The organism is Psychrobacillus sp. FSL H8-0487, assembly GCF_038008385.1.
GTDB lineage: Bacteria > Bacillota > Bacilli > Bacillales_A > Planococcaceae > Psychrobacillus > Psychrobacillus psychrotolerans.
Genome location: NZ_JBBOZA010000001.1, coordinates 2,541,360 through 2,556,725, shown reverse-complemented (window position 1 = coordinate 2,556,725; position 15,366 = coordinate 2,541,360). Strand labels below are relative to the sequence as shown.

Here is a 15,366-nt window from a genome sequence, read left to right as displayed (position 1 = left end):
GGAGCTCTTATTCAAAGACAATCTCCAGTTGATCCCCACCGAATATTTCTTCATCGAAACGGGAAGGATTTCCATTTTTTAAGATTTGGAAGGAGCCAGCTTGTTCAGGCATAGTCCATTCTGTAAAGCGAAAAACGTCTTGAAAGATCCAAGGGGAACTATTTATATCTTGCCACTGAATTTTCGATTCGTTCGCAATAATATCCTTTGAGGACAATTGGACGTTATTTTTATGAACAACGGCGCAATCTCTGGAAAGCTCTAGCGTGTTATTTTGGAACGTAATTTTTATCTGATCTACCAGTTTTTTATCGAGTTGATTTGCCAGTTGTTCCAGTGTAGGTGAATTATGTGTTTCCATTTGTATAATATCATTCTCTTGTACAGAATAGGAAAGTTTTACTGGACTGCCATTTAGTGATAATTTGGTTGAAAATGGCGGGATAAAATGATTTTTATTATTTATCGTGACGGTGTATGGATGGAGCTGAGTCAAATAATTTTCTTTATGAATTGCATACAAAACTTGTTCAACAGTCTGTGGAGTCTCCACAGTAATTTTGTCATTTTCTTGCAACATAGTGTCTAAAGATACTTTCTTGCCATTTATTTGTACGGAAGGTTCTACTATATACATAACTCCTTGGAATGTTATAGATTTAATAGTAGCATCATCTAAAAGATCTCGAACTGTGGCCATTCCTTCTTTTCCATCGATGCCCTCCAATAGTTCAATCTTATCGTTATTTTGAATAGATGATTTTGTATTGGCTTCTATACCATTCAGTTGAATAACGGCAGGTTTTCCATGCTCTCCGGGAATATGAATAACTTGTCCATTCACATGTACTGATAGGGCCTCACCAGGCCTTCCATAGAGTTTACGTGCAGAGATATTAGCGGCTAGTAAGGCATCGGCTATAGTCATTTCTTTGAGTTCAAATAACCGAACAATTTGATTGTTTACTTGTACAGACATATATTGGATTGGTGCACGCTTTGCAGCGATAGCAATACCAATAGGAGTCACCAATTCAGGTGTAATTGGGATATGATCTGCTTTCGTTAAGTTCTGAATGGCATCAATGCCACGAACAGCTACTCGATTGGCAGGTAAATTTAGTTTTTCAGCTAAAATACGAGGCAACGTTGGAGTCAAACTTCCTCCACCAACAAGCATTACCGCTTTCGTAGGTTTATTATTATTCAGTCGAAGGATTTCGTTTGAAATGGAACTAGCTAAAACCTCTATAGCTGGCTTTAGTGAGTCGACAACTTCTTCTTTTGGAATGTCTTGTTCGAAGCCTAAAATATCCTGTATTTGAATGAATTCTTCGGTATTGAGGGTTCTTTTTGCTTCTTCGGCTAATGGGAAGTCTAATAGGTAAATGTCACTTAAAGCCTCAGTAATTTCATCACCAGCCGTTGCAACCATTCCGTAGGCAACTACAGTTCCCAAATCTGTTATAGCAATATCGGATGTTCCTGCTCCAATATCGACTAATGCTACATTTAATCTTCTCATAGAAGGAGGGATCAACACATTAATCGCGGCAATTGGTTCCAGTGTCAATGCTTCCATTTCTAAGTTAGCTCGTTTTAATGCAGAAATAAGAGATTCTACAACAACCCGAGGTAGAAATGTAGCAATAACCTCTATAGATGCTTCGTTTCCTTGTTGATCAACTAGACTGCCTATTTCTTCTCCATCTAATCGATAATAGACAACACTGTAGCCTACACAATAATAATGATTGGTGTTTTTGTCCGTACTATTTTGAAGTAGGTTACTTTGTGCTTTTTGTACTGCTGATAACTCAAGTCGACTCATATCGTCTTCTGAGAAGATAGGTCTATTTTTAATATCCATTATGACTTCAGCTTGCTCTGTTTTTAGTGCTCTACCAGCAGCAGCTACACTAACCTTTTCTAGCTTGCCATGCTTTTTTTCTAACTTTTCTTTGACAGACTGAATTATCTCAGCCACTTTTAAGACATTATGTATTTGACCGTCAACCATTGCTCTTTCCTTATGTTCTTCTACTAATATATCAACAACATGGAAAGACTCCCCATGCTCTTCTAAAATGATTCCCACTACTGACCTTGTCCCAATATCTAATGCAAATAATTTAGATGCCAAATTCCCACGTCCTTTTTTAGACAAATACTTTAACGAGTTGAATCGCTAAAATAAAATGCGTGACATTTTCTCATGCATTGATTATAATATGTCTTATATCTAAAAATGTATCACAATTTTCAGTCGTTATAAAGTACCGATGGAGAGAAGAGAGGAGAATTATCTATGAGTCATGTAGATTTAGACGCTTTACGCGCACGTGTTGATGAAATTAACGTAGAGATCTTACAGTTAATAAACGAAAGAACTGGTGTTATTCAAGAGATTGGTAAAGTAAAAGAAAAACAGGGTGTTAATAGATATGATCCTCTTCGTGAAAGACATATGCTAGATCACTTGAAAGAAAATAACGCTGGACCACTTCCACAATCAACTGTTGAGCATATTTTCAAAGAAATTTTCAAAACTGCATTGGAAATACAAGTAGATGATCAAAAGAAAGCACTTCTTGTGTCTCGTAAAAGAAAACCTGAGAGTACGATCGTTAATATTAATGGAGAACTTATTGGAACAGGTACACCATCGTTTGTATTTGGACCATGTTCAGTTGAGTCCTATACACAAGTGGCAGAGGTAGCAGCAGCTATCCAATCTAAAGGATTGAAGCTAATCCGTGGTGGAGCATATAAGCCACGTACTTCTCCGTATGATTTCCAAGGTCTAGGATTAGAAGGACTAAAAATCTTAAAACAAATTTCAAAAGAATTTGGCTTGTCTACAGTTTCTGAGATTGTAACGCCAAGTCATTTAGACGAAGCATTAGACTATATTGATGTAGTTCAAATCGGTGCTCGTAATATGCAAAACTTTGAATTATTAAAAGCAGTAGGCTCTATCAATAAACCAGTCCTATTAAAACGAGGAATGGCTGCTACATTGGATGAATTCATCCATGCAGCTGAATATATAATGTCTCAAGGTAATGACCAGATTATTTTATGTGAACGTGGTATTCGAACGTATGAACGTGCGACAAGAAACACGTTAGATATATCTGCGGTGCCAATATTGAAACAGGAAACACATTTACCAGTATTTGTAGATGTAACACATTCAACGGGTCGTCGTGATATACTTCTACCTGCTGCTAAAGCCGCAATTGCTATTGGTGCTGACGGGGTAATGGCAGAAGTTCATCCAGATCCAGCTGTTGCTTTATCGGACGCGGCTCAACAAATGAACTTACAACAATTTGATGAGTTTTATGATTCTGTACAGAAATTCTTGAAAAATCATGAGATCCACGCATAGATAGTGAAAAAATTCACAAAACCGACTCTAATTTTAGAGTCGGTTTTACTATTTGATTGAAAGTTAGGAAGGTTATCAAGTATTATTAATATATATATAAATTTTTGTATGTAAAAAAGGTGAAGGAGGGATATATGTTGACTATTACAATTTACGATGTTGCCAGAGAGGCAAATGTATCAATGGCAACTGTTTCACGCGTTGTTAATGGAAATCAGAATGTGAAGCCAGCTACCCGTCAAAAAGTATTGGCAGTAATTGAACGACTGGATTATCGACCAAATGCTGTTGCACGAGGACTAGCGAGTAAAAAAACAAAAACGGTCGGCGTTATCATTCCCGATATTTCAAATGTATTTTATGCAGAGCTAGTACGTGGTATTGAGGATATTGCAACGATGTACCGTTATAACATCATCTTAACAAACTCCGATCAGCAAGAAGATAAAGAAGTTCAATTACTATCTACACTACTTAGTAAGCAAGTAGATGGGGTAGTTATGATGAGTGATGAAATTTCCCCTGAAATGTTGCATGAAATGAACAGAGCAACCGTTCCAATTGTTTTAGCAGGAACAGTGGAAACATCAAACTCGTTTCCATCTGTAAATATTGAATACCATGATGCAGCAGTGGACGCAGTGAATCGTCTGATTAAAAATGGACATAAACGCATTGCTTTTGTATCTGGATCTATTGATAGCACCATTACTAAACTATACAAGGTATCAGGTTATGAAAGAGCATTAAATGAGGCTAGTATCGAAATTGACACAGATCTTATAGTAGGTGTTAATAATACATACGACGATGGTCTTGTTGCATGGGATCAGTTACGAGAGTTAAAGGATCCGCCAACAGCATTTTTTGCTGGTAACGATGAAATTGCTATTGGTCTAATCCATGGTGCACAAGATAACGGATTACGCGTACCCGAGGATATAGAAGTAATGAGTTTTGAAAACTCGAAACTAACAAGAATGGTTAGACCTCAACTAACGAGTGTCGTATTACCATTGTATGATATTGGGGCAGTCTCAATGCGATTGCTGACGAAGCATATGAACAAAGAAAATATTGAAGAGAATAACGTAATTCTTCCGTATTGGATTGAGGAACGAAAATCAGTTAAATAAAAAAAACACCAGTAAACTAAACAGTTACTGGTGTTTTTTAAATGCTTGCTGATTTCGCAACTGGTAAAGTGCTTTATCGAGCATATGTTTATTTTTTTCGGTAATTTCTTCTTTACGTGGAATAGGTTCGTATAGCGGATTTGGATCTTGCCAAGTAGGGATGAGTGGGACTGGTGCTTCTTTCGACCATCGATCCAACCAACTTTTTGGTAATTCGCCTTCTGGCAATGGAATATCATTCATCTCCATCCATACGTAGGACCATGCACGAGGTACTACTCTCCAAATATCGTAGCCACCACCACCAACTGCAATCCATTTGCCATCACAAAATTCATGTGCGAGCGCATGCGCCAACTTAGGAATCTCTCGATAGATATTCATTGTTCCATATAAATGTGTAAGTGGATCAAAATAATGAGCATCTGCACCATTTTGGCTTAGAATGACATCCGGTTTGAATGCTTCTACAATTTCACGAAAACTTGTCCGGTAAATATCTAAAAAGGACTCGTCCTCTGTAAATGCATCAATAGGGAAATTAAAAGACGTTCCGTACCCTTCTCCTGTCCCTCGCTCGGTAATATTCCCTGTGCCGGGGAATAGATATCTTCCTGTTTCATGAATTGAAATCGTGCATACATTTGGATCATCATAAAAGCTCCATTGGACACCATCTCCGTGGTGAGCATCTGTATCTATGTAAAGAACACGAGCATTATACTTTTCTTGCATATATTTAATAGCAACAGAACTATCATTATAAATACAAAAACCAGATGCACGACCTTTAAAACCGTGATGAAGACCTCCACCTAAGTTTACCGCATGAGTAGATTTACCTTCCATTACATAGTCCACAGCAGTCAACGTTCCACCTACAAGGCTTGCGCTTGCTTCATGCATATCTGGGAAGATAGGTGTATCTTCCGTACCGATGCCGTAACTCTCATATTTAGTGCTATCGGCGTCTATCTTGCTAGCTTCTTTTACCATTTCAATATAGTTTGCATCATGGACGAGAAGTAATTCCTCGTCCGTTGCTATTCTAGGAGAAACAATTTCTGATAAGGATAAAGCATTTACTTCTTTTAATAGATCCACCGTCAATGTTAGGCGTTTTTGGTTAAATGGATGAGTATCCGAAAACTTATAGCCTAATTGGTTTTCGGAAAAGACGAATACAGCATTTTTCATAGTCCCAGTCCTGGATGATTCGGCCATAATACCTCATAGCCTTCAGCACGAATAGATTTGATAAGTTCTAGTGGATTGATCGTTTTTACGCGAAGCACTAAGATTTTATAGTCGCTGTGATCCTTATCGGGATAAACTAATACACTTAATACATTGACTTTTTGGTCGTGGAAAACTTTTGAAACGTCGAACAGAACACCTGGCTTATTTGGAACTCGAATTTCAATTTGGGAACCTGGTTGATGTACACCTGTAAGTTCAATAAATTTGTAAAGTAAGTCGGACTCGGTGATCATTCCTACCAGTTTTCCGTGCGATACGATTGGTAAACAACCAATTCGATTATCATAAAATATACTTGCAGTTTCCTCTACGAAATCTAGAGGATGGCCTGTGATTGGATTTTTAGTCATAATTTCTTCTAATGTACGATTATATATTTCAGGGTCTGATACATTTTGTAAGGTGGACGGAGTTGCATCTTTTAAATCTCGATCGGTCACAACTCCTAATACTTGACGCTTGTCATTAATAATTGGTAAATGACGTATTTTCTTCTCTTTCAGTAGTTTTAATGCATCATTTATCGTGTGATCCGGAGTTAGACTCGGTACGGAAGTATTCATGATTTGTTCAACTAGCATTGGCATGAACTCCTTTTGTCAGATAGTATTCAAAGATTAATACATAAATCTATTCATAAATCGTAATTGGTCAAATTGTTGGATAGATTCATTGTCCACCCTGTTACCAATCTTCGCCATTAGACAATTAGCTGGATGGGAACTGATCTCAGGATCATCCGTTGCAAAATATTCAAGTCCACCTGCTTGCATCATTTTCTCCATTACTTTTCTATACTCCCAAACATTTAAACCAGTGCCTTTCAAATCCCAGTGCCAATAATACTCTGTCGTAATCGTAATATAATCTTCCATCGCATCATCCATCATGGAGACACGAAGGAGTGTTTTCCCAACTCCGGTGCCACGGAATTTTGGAATTACTTCGATTGCTCCTAATTCTATCAAATTTTCCATATTACCTTGTGACCACCTTTCTAAGGGGTCTGGATGTAAATATGTGCAATAACCTACAATTGTTTCTTGATCACGCACAATAATTATTCTTCCTTCAGGTAACTTGGCAATTTCAATAATTGCTTGATGCTGTTGTTTAGGTGCACGAAAAGCTACCAAATCCTCATGGAACTGAAGCCTGGCAATTTCCTCAGAAGGAACAGGACCCTCTATAATGACAGTGCCATGTACCGTCTCTTTCTGCATGGAGTTATATGTTTTGGTATGTATCAAGGATTCACCACCCATTAATAGTATTGTAATTGTATTTATTATACATGATTTTAAACAGAGAAAGCGATTACCATAATTATTTGATAAAAGATTCTAAAAAGTAGAAAGATTAGCAAAAAGGATAAAAAGTGTTGTAGAATGAAATAGTATAGTTATAGAAAGGGTGATTAGGATGAAGATGGAAACATTACAAGTAGTTCAAGGGGACTTTCAGTTAAAAAATTATGAGGAAACTGCAAAAAACTTTAAATGGGAAGATGCAGAAAAAGAGTTCTCATGGTATAAGACTGGCAAAGTGAATATGGCGTATGAAGCAATTGATCGTCATGCAGAATCCGATAAAAAGGATAAAGTCGCACTTCATTATCAAGATGTAGATCGTAAGGAATCTTATACATTTGGCGATATGAAAAAATGGACGGATAAAGCTGCAAATGTATACGTAACCCATTCAAATTTGTCAAAAGGGGATCGTCTGTTTATATTCATGCCGAGATCACCAGAATTGTATTTTGCACTTCTTGGTGCTACAAAAATGGGGTTAATTGTTGGTCCACTTTTTGAAGCGTTTATGGAAGGCGCTGTTTATGATCGTTTACAAGATAGTGAAGCAAAAGCAATTGTTACAACACCGGAATTATTAGATAGAATTCCAATGGATAAATTACCTAAATTAGAGACGGTATTTATAGTTGGTGAAAATATAGAGGAATCCGATAAGTTCATCGATTTCAAAAAAGCATTACATAATGCATCAGAAGACTTTGAAATTAGATGGGTCGATAGAGAAGATGGCCTGATTTTACACTATACATCTGGCTCCACAGGAAAACCAAAAGGGATTTTACATGCCCATAATGCGATGGTACAGCAATACCAATCGATGAAATGGGTGATGGATATAAGAGATGACGATATCTATTGGTGTACCGCAGATCCAGGTTGGGTGACGGGAACGGCATATGGCATCTTTGGTCCATGGCTCACGGGAACTACCTCCCTTATTCTTGGTGGCAGATTTTCACCAGATGCTTGGTATAAAGCGATAGATGATTATGGAGTAACGGTATGGTACAGTGCACCTACAGCGTTTCGCATGCTGATGGGAGCAGGAGATGCCATCGTTAAAAAGCATGATTTATCTTCATTACGTCATGTGTTGTCAGTTGGCGAACCGTTAAATCCGGAGGTTATCAAATGGGGTATGCAAGTTTTCAATAAACGAATCCATGATACTTGGTGGATGACAGAGACTGGTGCACTGATGATCTGTAATTATGGTTGCATGCCTATTAAACCAGGTTCAATGGGGAAACCACTTCCTGGGACTGAAGCAGCTATTATAGATAATCAGGGGAACATTGTCCCACCTTATACAATGGGGAATCTGGCTCTTAAAAAGGGTTGGCCAGCCATGATGCGTCAGGTGTGGAATAATAAAGAAAAGTATGAGTCATACTTCATTAACGATGAGTGGTATTTCTCTGGGGACTCTGCTTATATGGATGATGATGGATACTTTTGGTTCCAAGGTCGAGTAGATGATGTTATTATGACTTCTGGCGAACGCGTTGGGCCGTTCGAAGTAGAAAGTAAATTATTAGAGCACCCAGCTATTTTAGAAGCTGGTGTTATTGGAAAACCCGATCCTGTCCGTGGCGAAATTATTAAAGCGTTTGTTGCGTTAAACGAAGGGTACGAACCATCAGAAGAACTAATAACAGATATTCAACAATTTGTGAAAAAAGGACTTGCTGCACATGCAGCACCTAGAGAAATCGAATTCAAAGATAAGCTACCAAAAACAAGAAGTGGTAAAATTATGCGCCGTGTATTAAAAGCTTGGGAGTTAAAACTGCCAACCGGCGATTTGTCTACTATGGAAGACTAGTAATCTAAGTCAATCTATTACTAGAATATATAAATACAAAATGGCACTGCACATAGCGGTGCTTTTTGTATTTATATTAGCTAACAAAAGGATGCTGAGGAGGTGAAAATTATGTATGGAACTGATTGGCTTACCTTACTTCTCCTACTAGCAATTGTTATGTTACTATTCCTATTGTTTAATGCTGTTATGAGAAAATGGCTACAAGTCGAGAAGAAGAAACTGTTTTCATATAATCATATTAATGAGAAACACAAAAAAATGGATTGGACTATAAGGGTCGTTTTTCTAGTGGTACTGCTGCTAGGGAATTTCATAAATGTTACGACGGAGCCAATGGAGTGGTTTTGGTTTTTCGAAACATGGTTTTTATTGATTGTTTTTATAGTTGTGTCTGAAACCGTTAGAGCTGTGATGGAGTGGAAGTATGCAGTAAACAAAACAGATTATATATTTACAATCAGCCAGTTAATATTTGGAGTTCTATTAATACTAACAGTGATTCAGACTAATTTTTGGGGATTGATTTAAACACAATGTCCTAGGGGATTTGTTGGAATAGTACATGGTGTAAAGTTTAAACAGAGATGGGTGAAATTAATTGGAACAATTAGGTCAAATTATTAAAAAGCTAAAAATAAATGTTCTTTCCATAGAAGATGTGCCTAATTCATTTAGCTCGACTGTATATAGAGTGGAACAGATTAATAAAGAAATAGTATATTTGAAAATCCCCTATTCCAAATTGAAACTAATACGTGAATATGAAGCGATAGAAATCTTAAGTGAAGTGCTACCTGTTCCTAAATTATTAGAATATTGGGAAGGGGACGATAATATTCCAGGTGCTATGTTGCTGTCAGAGCTGAAAGGGCAGCCAATCACAGGAAATGTAAGTGAAGTATTAGCCTATGATATTGGGGTCCATCATGCAAAAATGCATAATGTGACTCCACAAGAAGGTAATTCATTTAAAGGGATTTCAAATGTGTATGAACAATGGTCGACTTTTATGAAATCGCATTTTTATGGATTTGCGGAAGATGTAAAAGAGGTGATACAAGAGGACTTGTTAAAAAAATCTATAGAGCTTTTTGAAGAGCAACGTAAATGTCTGCCTCATTCAGATGGACCAAGCTTTATACATATGGATTTCCGTCCAGCAAACATTATTATTCAAGACAACAAAGTTTCTGGAATTATAGATTTTGAAAGTGCTCGCTTTGGTTCGACGGAAATGGATTTCACCAAAATCAATCGTGATATTTTTACTAAAAACTCCGGAACATTAGAAGCGTACAAAAAGGGGTATCAATCTATTCGTCCATTAATAGATTTAGAGGTTATCTTGCCGTTTTATCGTTTTACAGATGCATTTAATTCACTTGGATGGTGTAAACGCCGTGGAATCGAAAAGCATCAACAGTTTTTTGATGAAAATTTAGTAATTTTAAAATCGATATTACAGAGTGAACGATAAATGATGAGAATTTTTTTCATAGGGCTGTGAATGAATCAGTAAAATTACTAATAAGTCCATAAAGGTGTATGCTTATTTCTATGTTGAAAGAATTTATTCAATTCCAATCAATGCAGGAACAGTAATTTCTGACAAAGGAGCTTATGGTATATGAGAGAAAAACTTATGGAAATGCTAGATGCACGTAAAGATGAAATGATTCAGATTCGTCGCTATTTACATGAACATCCTGAATTATCATTTAAAGAAGAAAAGACCTCTCGATATATTGCAGAATTTTACAAAGGAAAAGGCGTGGAAATACAAACAAACATAGGAAATGGTTATGGAATTATTGTAACAATAGTGGGGGCAAAACGAGGAAAGACAATAGGGTTACGCGCAGATTTTGATGCGCTTCCGATTGTGGAAGAAACACCTGTACCTTTCAAATCGAAAAATGAGGGTGTCATGCACGCATGTGGGCATGATGGTCATACGGCTTATTTGTTAGTTCTGGCAGATTGTTTAATACAACTGAAGTCAGAGCTAGCTGGAACGATAAAAATAATTCATCAGCATGCGGAAGAAGTACCACCAGGTGGTGCGAGAAGTATTGTAGAATCTGGTCTGTTGGATGATTTAGATGAAGTATATGGGATTCACTTACTTCCAATTGCTCCTGTTGGAATGGTTGGGTACAATAAGGGCTATGCTTTCAATGGTAGGGCATACATGAAATTGAAAATACAAGGGCGAGGCGGGCATGGTTCATCGCCTCACTTAGCAAATGATGCAATTGTGGCAGGGGCACATTTTGTAACTGCTGTTCAAACTATTATAAGCCGAAGATTAAGTCCATTTGATATTGGTGTGATCACCATTGGGTCGTTTGATGGGGCTGGTACCTTTAATGTTATTAAAGATAGCGTAGTACTAGAGGGTGATATTCGATACATGACAGATGCAACGAAAGAAACGATAGAACGGGAAGTAAAACGTCTTGTCAGAGGACTTCAGGAGGAGTTTGATGTAAGTTGTGAACTTACATATACACCCGACTATCCACCTTTATACAATAATCCTGAACTTACAGAGAAAGTAGCGGTAACATTATTAAATGCGAATGTGAAGGAAATTACAGAAGTAATAGAGGTCCCACCAATGGCTCCTTCTGAAGATTTTGCGTATTATGCGGAAAGGTTTCCAGCTTGTTTCTTTTATATCGGGTGTACTCCAAAGGGCGTTGAAGAACCATATTTCAACCATAACCCTAAATTTGACATCGACGAAGATGCACTGTTAGTGGCAGCAAAAGCTGTCGGACAAGTTGTTTGTAGCATGCAAGAATAAAACAAAAAGAGTCATTCAAAATTTACTTTTGAATGACTCTTTTATGATATAAACGAATGTGTAAGTTACAAGTTTTTTCTATTCCTTATTGAACCAAAGCTCATCTTTGTTATCAATTTCACCATTATAATTAATCAGAATTTCATCGCCAGCTTTAATATCGACGTAAGCAAAGAAATCGAATGTGTGATTATCAAAATTAATCTCATAGTCTGCATTAGGTTCATATGAATGATTAAATAACATACCATATCCAAGCAGGATGGCAGTGTGATTTATCCCGTACTCAAAAGCGTAATCAGCTAGTAAGGTTTTTTCAATATGTTCATGCTGGTCGTTTGGGTATGAAATGACAGGTGCTTCATGAAAAAGCTGTCCTTTTTTGATATCACATTTAGCAAATACCCCTCTATTAAACTCTCCATCACTTAGTGGAGATACTTTTACCTCAATCATGTTTGTTCTCCTTCTCACTATTAAATATTCTATCTAACTGTAACATTAATTTGCACATTATGCTCTGTTTTATGTGTATTTCGAAATTATATGAGCGAAAGATGGTCAATTTAACAAACAAAAAAGAGCCCAATTATGAAATTTGGGCTCTTTCGATACGGTATTTGTTCTATTATTCTTCGCCACCACTAGTCGGTGGTGGTTCTTCCTCTACAGGAGGAGTTACAGGTTCTACAACAGGTGGGGGAGTAACGGGTTCTACAACAATAGGAGGCGTTGTAGGCTCTTCATTCTCTTCCGGTGCTGTTGGAGGCACTATTGGTTCTGTAGGTACTACAGCTTCTATAGATACTATATTAGATGCGGCAGATTCTAATCCTGTGATATCGACTGCAACAGCGATAAATTGGCCAGCTCTATTAATAGATAGACTGTTTCCGGCAGCTTCTTTGGTGGATGAGAGTAGAGTTCTTTGCCCGTTTATAACTTCATAAACTCGATAACCTACAACATCTCCAGAAGTCGACTTAGACCAAGTAATCGTCCCATTAGACATTGCAGCAGACACTGCGGCTGGTGCACTGCCGTCAGCATTAAATACTTCCTCAGACACTACATTTCCTCCAAAGGCTGATTTGGCAGGGAATAACTTAGAAGCATTGCCTCCAAATTTACCAAGCATCCGATTGATAAAATCTTGGTTTACTCCATACCCACCACTTACTACAAATTCCCCAGGAGTGGAATCGAGTGCGCGATATCTGTTTCCGTTTATTTGTACATAGGAAGAAGAGATTAAACTATCATCCTTTGCAGTTGGTAATAAAACAGCTGCATTAAATAAATCTGACTTCACTAAACCAGCTTGTGAACATGCATCTGACACTGCTAATCCTGAAATTCCACAGAAGGATCTAGTAACGACACCTTCAGGAGCAGTAAAGTTATTTGGTGCATCTACTAATTCAGAATTTACATCATACATTGCGTTCATCATATTAGACCAGAGCATATTGATACGCACGCTCGGATGATTGTAACGATTATTCATATAATATAAGGTTTGGGTATCATCACCGTAACCTAACCAAACTCCTAAAGAAATATTAGGGTTATAGCCAACTAGCCATGAATCATTATGATTCTGTGTTGTACCTGTTTTTGCACCAAAATCTGATTGGAATTTCAACCTAGCTTTTGCTAGTTTTGCAGTCCCATCAGACATAACATCTCTTAACATATCGGTAATAATATAGGAAGTAGCAGCACTGAATACTGGCACAGGTTCCACTTCGTGTTGATAAATAACATTACCGTCAACATCTTCAATTTTTTCGATCATATAAGCATCAATAAACTGTCCGTTATTTGCAAATGTTCCAAAGGCATTTGTATTTTCCTCGAGTGTTGCACCATTTGTCATTCCACCAATAGAGAGAGCATGATTAGCATACTCTGCTTCATCTATATGCTCAAATCCCATTTTTGTTAGGAATTGAGTTGGCTTGCGATCCATGATTAAATCGTATAATCGTATCGTTGACAAGTTTTGTGAGGTTGTCAAAGCATCTCGAGCAGAGATAATACCTAGCTCTTGTTCAGTTGTATAGTTTGATGGTGATTTTGACCACGTAGTACTACCTAATTTTTCTAGCTTCAAATCGACTACGGGACTACCAGCTCCAATTACACCATATTCAATCGCAGGAGCATAGACGAGCAGTGGTTTGATGGTAGAACCGATTGGCCGGATACCTTGTGTAGCACTATTTTGGGCTTCAATTTTATGATCTCGTCCACCTAAAAAGGAAAGTATTTTACCCGTACCATTTTCAATCATCATCCCACCAACTTGAACAGGGAAGTCTTTTACCACTATCTCTCCTGAATCTTCATCCTTTACTTCCTTCTGGAAGGTATGTCCGTAAAATTCGAATTCATCTCTTACTTTTAACATAGCTTCATACATGTCTTTATTAATAGTGGTATGAATACGGTAACCATCTGTACTAATGGAACGTTGTGCTAAAATATCATACTTTTGATAAAGCTTTTTTTCATTATCTAATCGAGCAGGATCAATTGAATCAGCTTCTGCAAACTGATCTCTTAAAATTTCTTTCACTCTATTTTCCACTTCAGCTGTTAACCAAGGATACTTGTCTTCAGGAAGTGTTTCTGGCTCTCTAAAATCTTTCGTAATATCGTAGCTAACAGCATTCTTATATTCCTCATCCGTAATATAACCAGTTTCATTCATTCGGAATAAAACAATTTTCATCCGTTCAATCCCAAGTCGGAGAGCTTCTCCTTCTTTTATCTCTCCACCTTGTCTAAAAGGAGTATAAGCAAATGGAGCTTGGGGAATACCAGCTATGTAGGCTGCTTGTGGTAAAGTCAGATCTTTTGCTTTTACATTGAATATTCCATTTGCCGCTGTTTCAATTCCAGCGATGTTTCGTCCATTTGAATTTCGGCCGTAGGGGATTATATTCAAATATGCTTCTAATATTTCTTCTTTGTTCATGAAGTGTTCTAAGCGCATAGCTAATAGTATTTCTTTTGCTTTACGTTCATAAGAAACCTCATTGGTTAAAATTTGGTTTTTGATTAATTGTTGAGTTAATGTAGAACCACCAGTTTGTGTATCAGAGTTAGATACATCTTGAAGCAATCCGCGGAAAATTGCTTTAGGAACAATTCCCTTATGTACTTCAAAGTATTCATCTTCCGTCGCTAAAACTGCATCTATTACATAAGGAGAAACCTCTGATAGATTTGTTTCCGTTCTTTCTAAATCAGTGCGTAGTTTACCTAAATACACGTCTCCGGCAAAGTAAACTTCCGATGTTTCTTCATAGTTAAAGACAGCACTGCGCATTTCATCTTTACCACGAAGTGGTTCTTCTTTTACCAATGAAGCAAAATATCCTGCGCCTACAGATAAACCGAATACTCCGAGTGTCAGAATACCCACCATAAGAAGTAAACTTAAATTCCAGATGACACTAGAAGAAACTCTTAATCCCTTAGCCCATTTAGTAGACTCCCACATATCAATTTTTTCTTTGTATCTCTGTATATTTTCTTGCCATTTCTTCATTCAGTTCTCGCCCCCTAAATCTTGAATTATTATACCATAAGCCTAATTGTTAGACGATAGTTAT

Annotated in this window: 12 protein-coding genes; 6 read left to right on the top strand and 6 right to left on the bottom strand. The window is 37.3% G+C overall.

Going from position 1 to position 15,366, the window contains the following annotated elements:
- Positions 1–7: 7 nt before the first annotated feature.
- The gene (gene pilM, locus MHI47_RS12990; protein WP_340831095.1) at positions 8–2,143 is read right to left on the bottom strand and encodes a pilus assembly protein PilM; all 2,136 of its coding nucleotides are present in this window, start codon (positions 2,141–2,143) and stop codon (positions 8–10) included.
- A 165-nt stretch (positions 2,144–2,308) separates the two neighbouring features.
- Between pilM and MHI47_RS12985 the strand changes: the two genes are divergently transcribed.
- Both MHI47_RS12985 and ccpA read left to right on the top strand, forming a co-directional pair.
- Positions 2,309–3,394 (top strand): bifunctional 3-deoxy-7-phosphoheptulonate synthase/chorismate mutase, encoded by a 1,086-nt coding sequence (locus MHI47_RS12985; RefSeq protein WP_093536848.1) that lies wholly within the window; start codon positions 2,309–2,311, stop codon positions 3,392–3,394.
- Between the two features lie 137 nt (positions 3,395–3,531).
- Entirely contained in the window at positions 3,532–4,530 is a 999-nt protein-coding gene (gene ccpA, locus MHI47_RS12980) for a catabolite control protein A (protein ID WP_340764507.1), read from the top strand.
- 24 nt (positions 4,531–4,554) lie between these two features.
- On the opposite strand, the gene MHI47_RS12975 is transcribed toward ccpA, so the two are convergent.
- The 3 genes from MHI47_RS12975 to MHI47_RS12965 are packed head-to-tail and all read right to left on the bottom strand — an operon-like array spanning position 4,555 to position 7,040.
- Positions 4,555–5,727, bottom strand: coding sequence for an acetoin utilization protein AcuC (locus MHI47_RS12975; RefSeq protein ID WP_340762960.1), 1,173 nt, complete (start codon positions 5,725–5,727; stop codon positions 4,555–4,557).
- On the bottom strand, positions 5,724–6,371 hold the full coding sequence (locus MHI47_RS12970) for an acetoin utilization AcuB family protein (protein WP_093536850.1): 648 nt from the start codon (positions 6,369–6,371) through the stop codon (positions 5,724–5,726). Before MHI47_RS12970 ends, MHI47_RS12975 begins: the two co-directional genes overlap by 4 nt.
- Before the next feature lie 36 nt (positions 6,372–6,407).
- Entirely contained in the window at positions 6,408–7,040 is a 633-nt protein-coding gene (locus MHI47_RS12965) for a GNAT family N-acetyltransferase (protein ID WP_093536851.1), read from the bottom strand.
- Positions 7,041–7,212: 172 nt separating this feature from the next.
- On the opposite strand from MHI47_RS12965, the gene acsA reads away from it, so the two are divergent.
- The 4 genes from acsA (at position 7,213) to MHI47_RS12945 (ending at position 11,743) form a co-directional block, all read left to right on the top strand.
- A complete protein-coding gene (acsA, locus tag MHI47_RS12960) occupies positions 7,213–8,931 on the top strand; it encodes an acetate--CoA ligase (RefSeq protein WP_340762957.1) in 1,719 nt (572 codons plus the stop codon).
- Between the two features lie 111 nt (positions 8,932–9,042).
- Entirely contained in the window at positions 9,043–9,462 is a 420-nt protein-coding gene (locus MHI47_RS12955) for a DUF4181 domain-containing protein (protein ID WP_340831094.1), read from the top strand.
- A gap of 70 nt (positions 9,463–9,532) precedes the next feature.
- Positions 9,533–10,411, top strand: coding sequence for an aminoglycoside phosphotransferase family protein (locus MHI47_RS12950; protein ID WP_340831091.1), 879 nt, complete (start codon positions 9,533–9,535; stop codon positions 10,409–10,411).
- Positions 10,412–10,561: 150 nt separating this feature from the next.
- A complete protein-coding gene (locus tag MHI47_RS12945) occupies positions 10,562–11,743 on the top strand; it encodes an amidohydrolase (protein WP_340831090.1) in 1,182 nt (393 codons plus the stop codon).
- Positions 11,744–11,821: 78 nt separating this feature from the next.
- On the opposite strand, the gene MHI47_RS12940 is transcribed toward MHI47_RS12945, so the two are convergent.
- Positions 11,822–12,199: an SET domain-containing protein gene (locus tag MHI47_RS12940; RefSeq protein ID WP_340762952.1), complete on the bottom strand. Its 378-nt coding sequence runs from the start codon at positions 12,197–12,199 to the stop codon at positions 11,822–11,824.
- 172 nt (positions 12,200–12,371) lie between these two features.
- Positions 12,372–15,302 (bottom strand): transglycosylase domain-containing protein, encoded by a 2,931-nt coding sequence (locus MHI47_RS12935; RefSeq protein WP_340831088.1) that lies wholly within the window; start codon positions 15,300–15,302, stop codon positions 12,372–12,374.
- Positions 15,303–15,366: the final 64 nt, after the last annotated feature.

Bases quoted from the DNA above. Each gene is read 5' to 3' on its own strand.
- MHI47_RS12985 (WP_093536848.1), top strand. From the start codon at position 2,309: ATGAGTCATGTAGATTTAGACGCTTTACGCGCACGTGTTGATGAAATT.
- MHI47_RS12975 (WP_340762960.1), bottom strand. From the start codon at position 5,727: ATGAAAAATGCTGTATTCGTCTTTTCCGAAAACCAATTAGGCTATAAG.
- MHI47_RS12970 (WP_093536850.1), bottom strand. From the start codon at position 6,371: ATGCTAGTTGAACAAATCATGAATACTTCCGTACCGAGTCTAACTCCG.
- acsA (WP_340762957.1), top strand. From the start codon at position 7,213: ATGAAGATGGAAACATTACAAGTAGTTCAAGGGGACTTTCAGTTAAAA.
- MHI47_RS12955 (WP_340831094.1), top strand. From the start codon at position 9,043: ATGTATGGAACTGATTGGCTTACCTTACTTCTCCTACTAGCAATTGTT.
- MHI47_RS12945 (WP_340831090.1), top strand. From the start codon at position 10,562: ATGAGAGAAAAACTTATGGAAATGCTAGATGCACGTAAAGATGAAATG.
- MHI47_RS12940 (WP_340762952.1), bottom strand. From the start codon at position 12,199: ATGATTGAGGTAAAAGTATCTCCACTAAGTGATGGAGAGTTTAATAGA.
- MHI47_RS12935 (WP_340831088.1), bottom strand. From the start codon at position 15,302: ATGAAGAAATGGCAAGAAAATATACAGAGATACAAAGAAAAAATTGAT.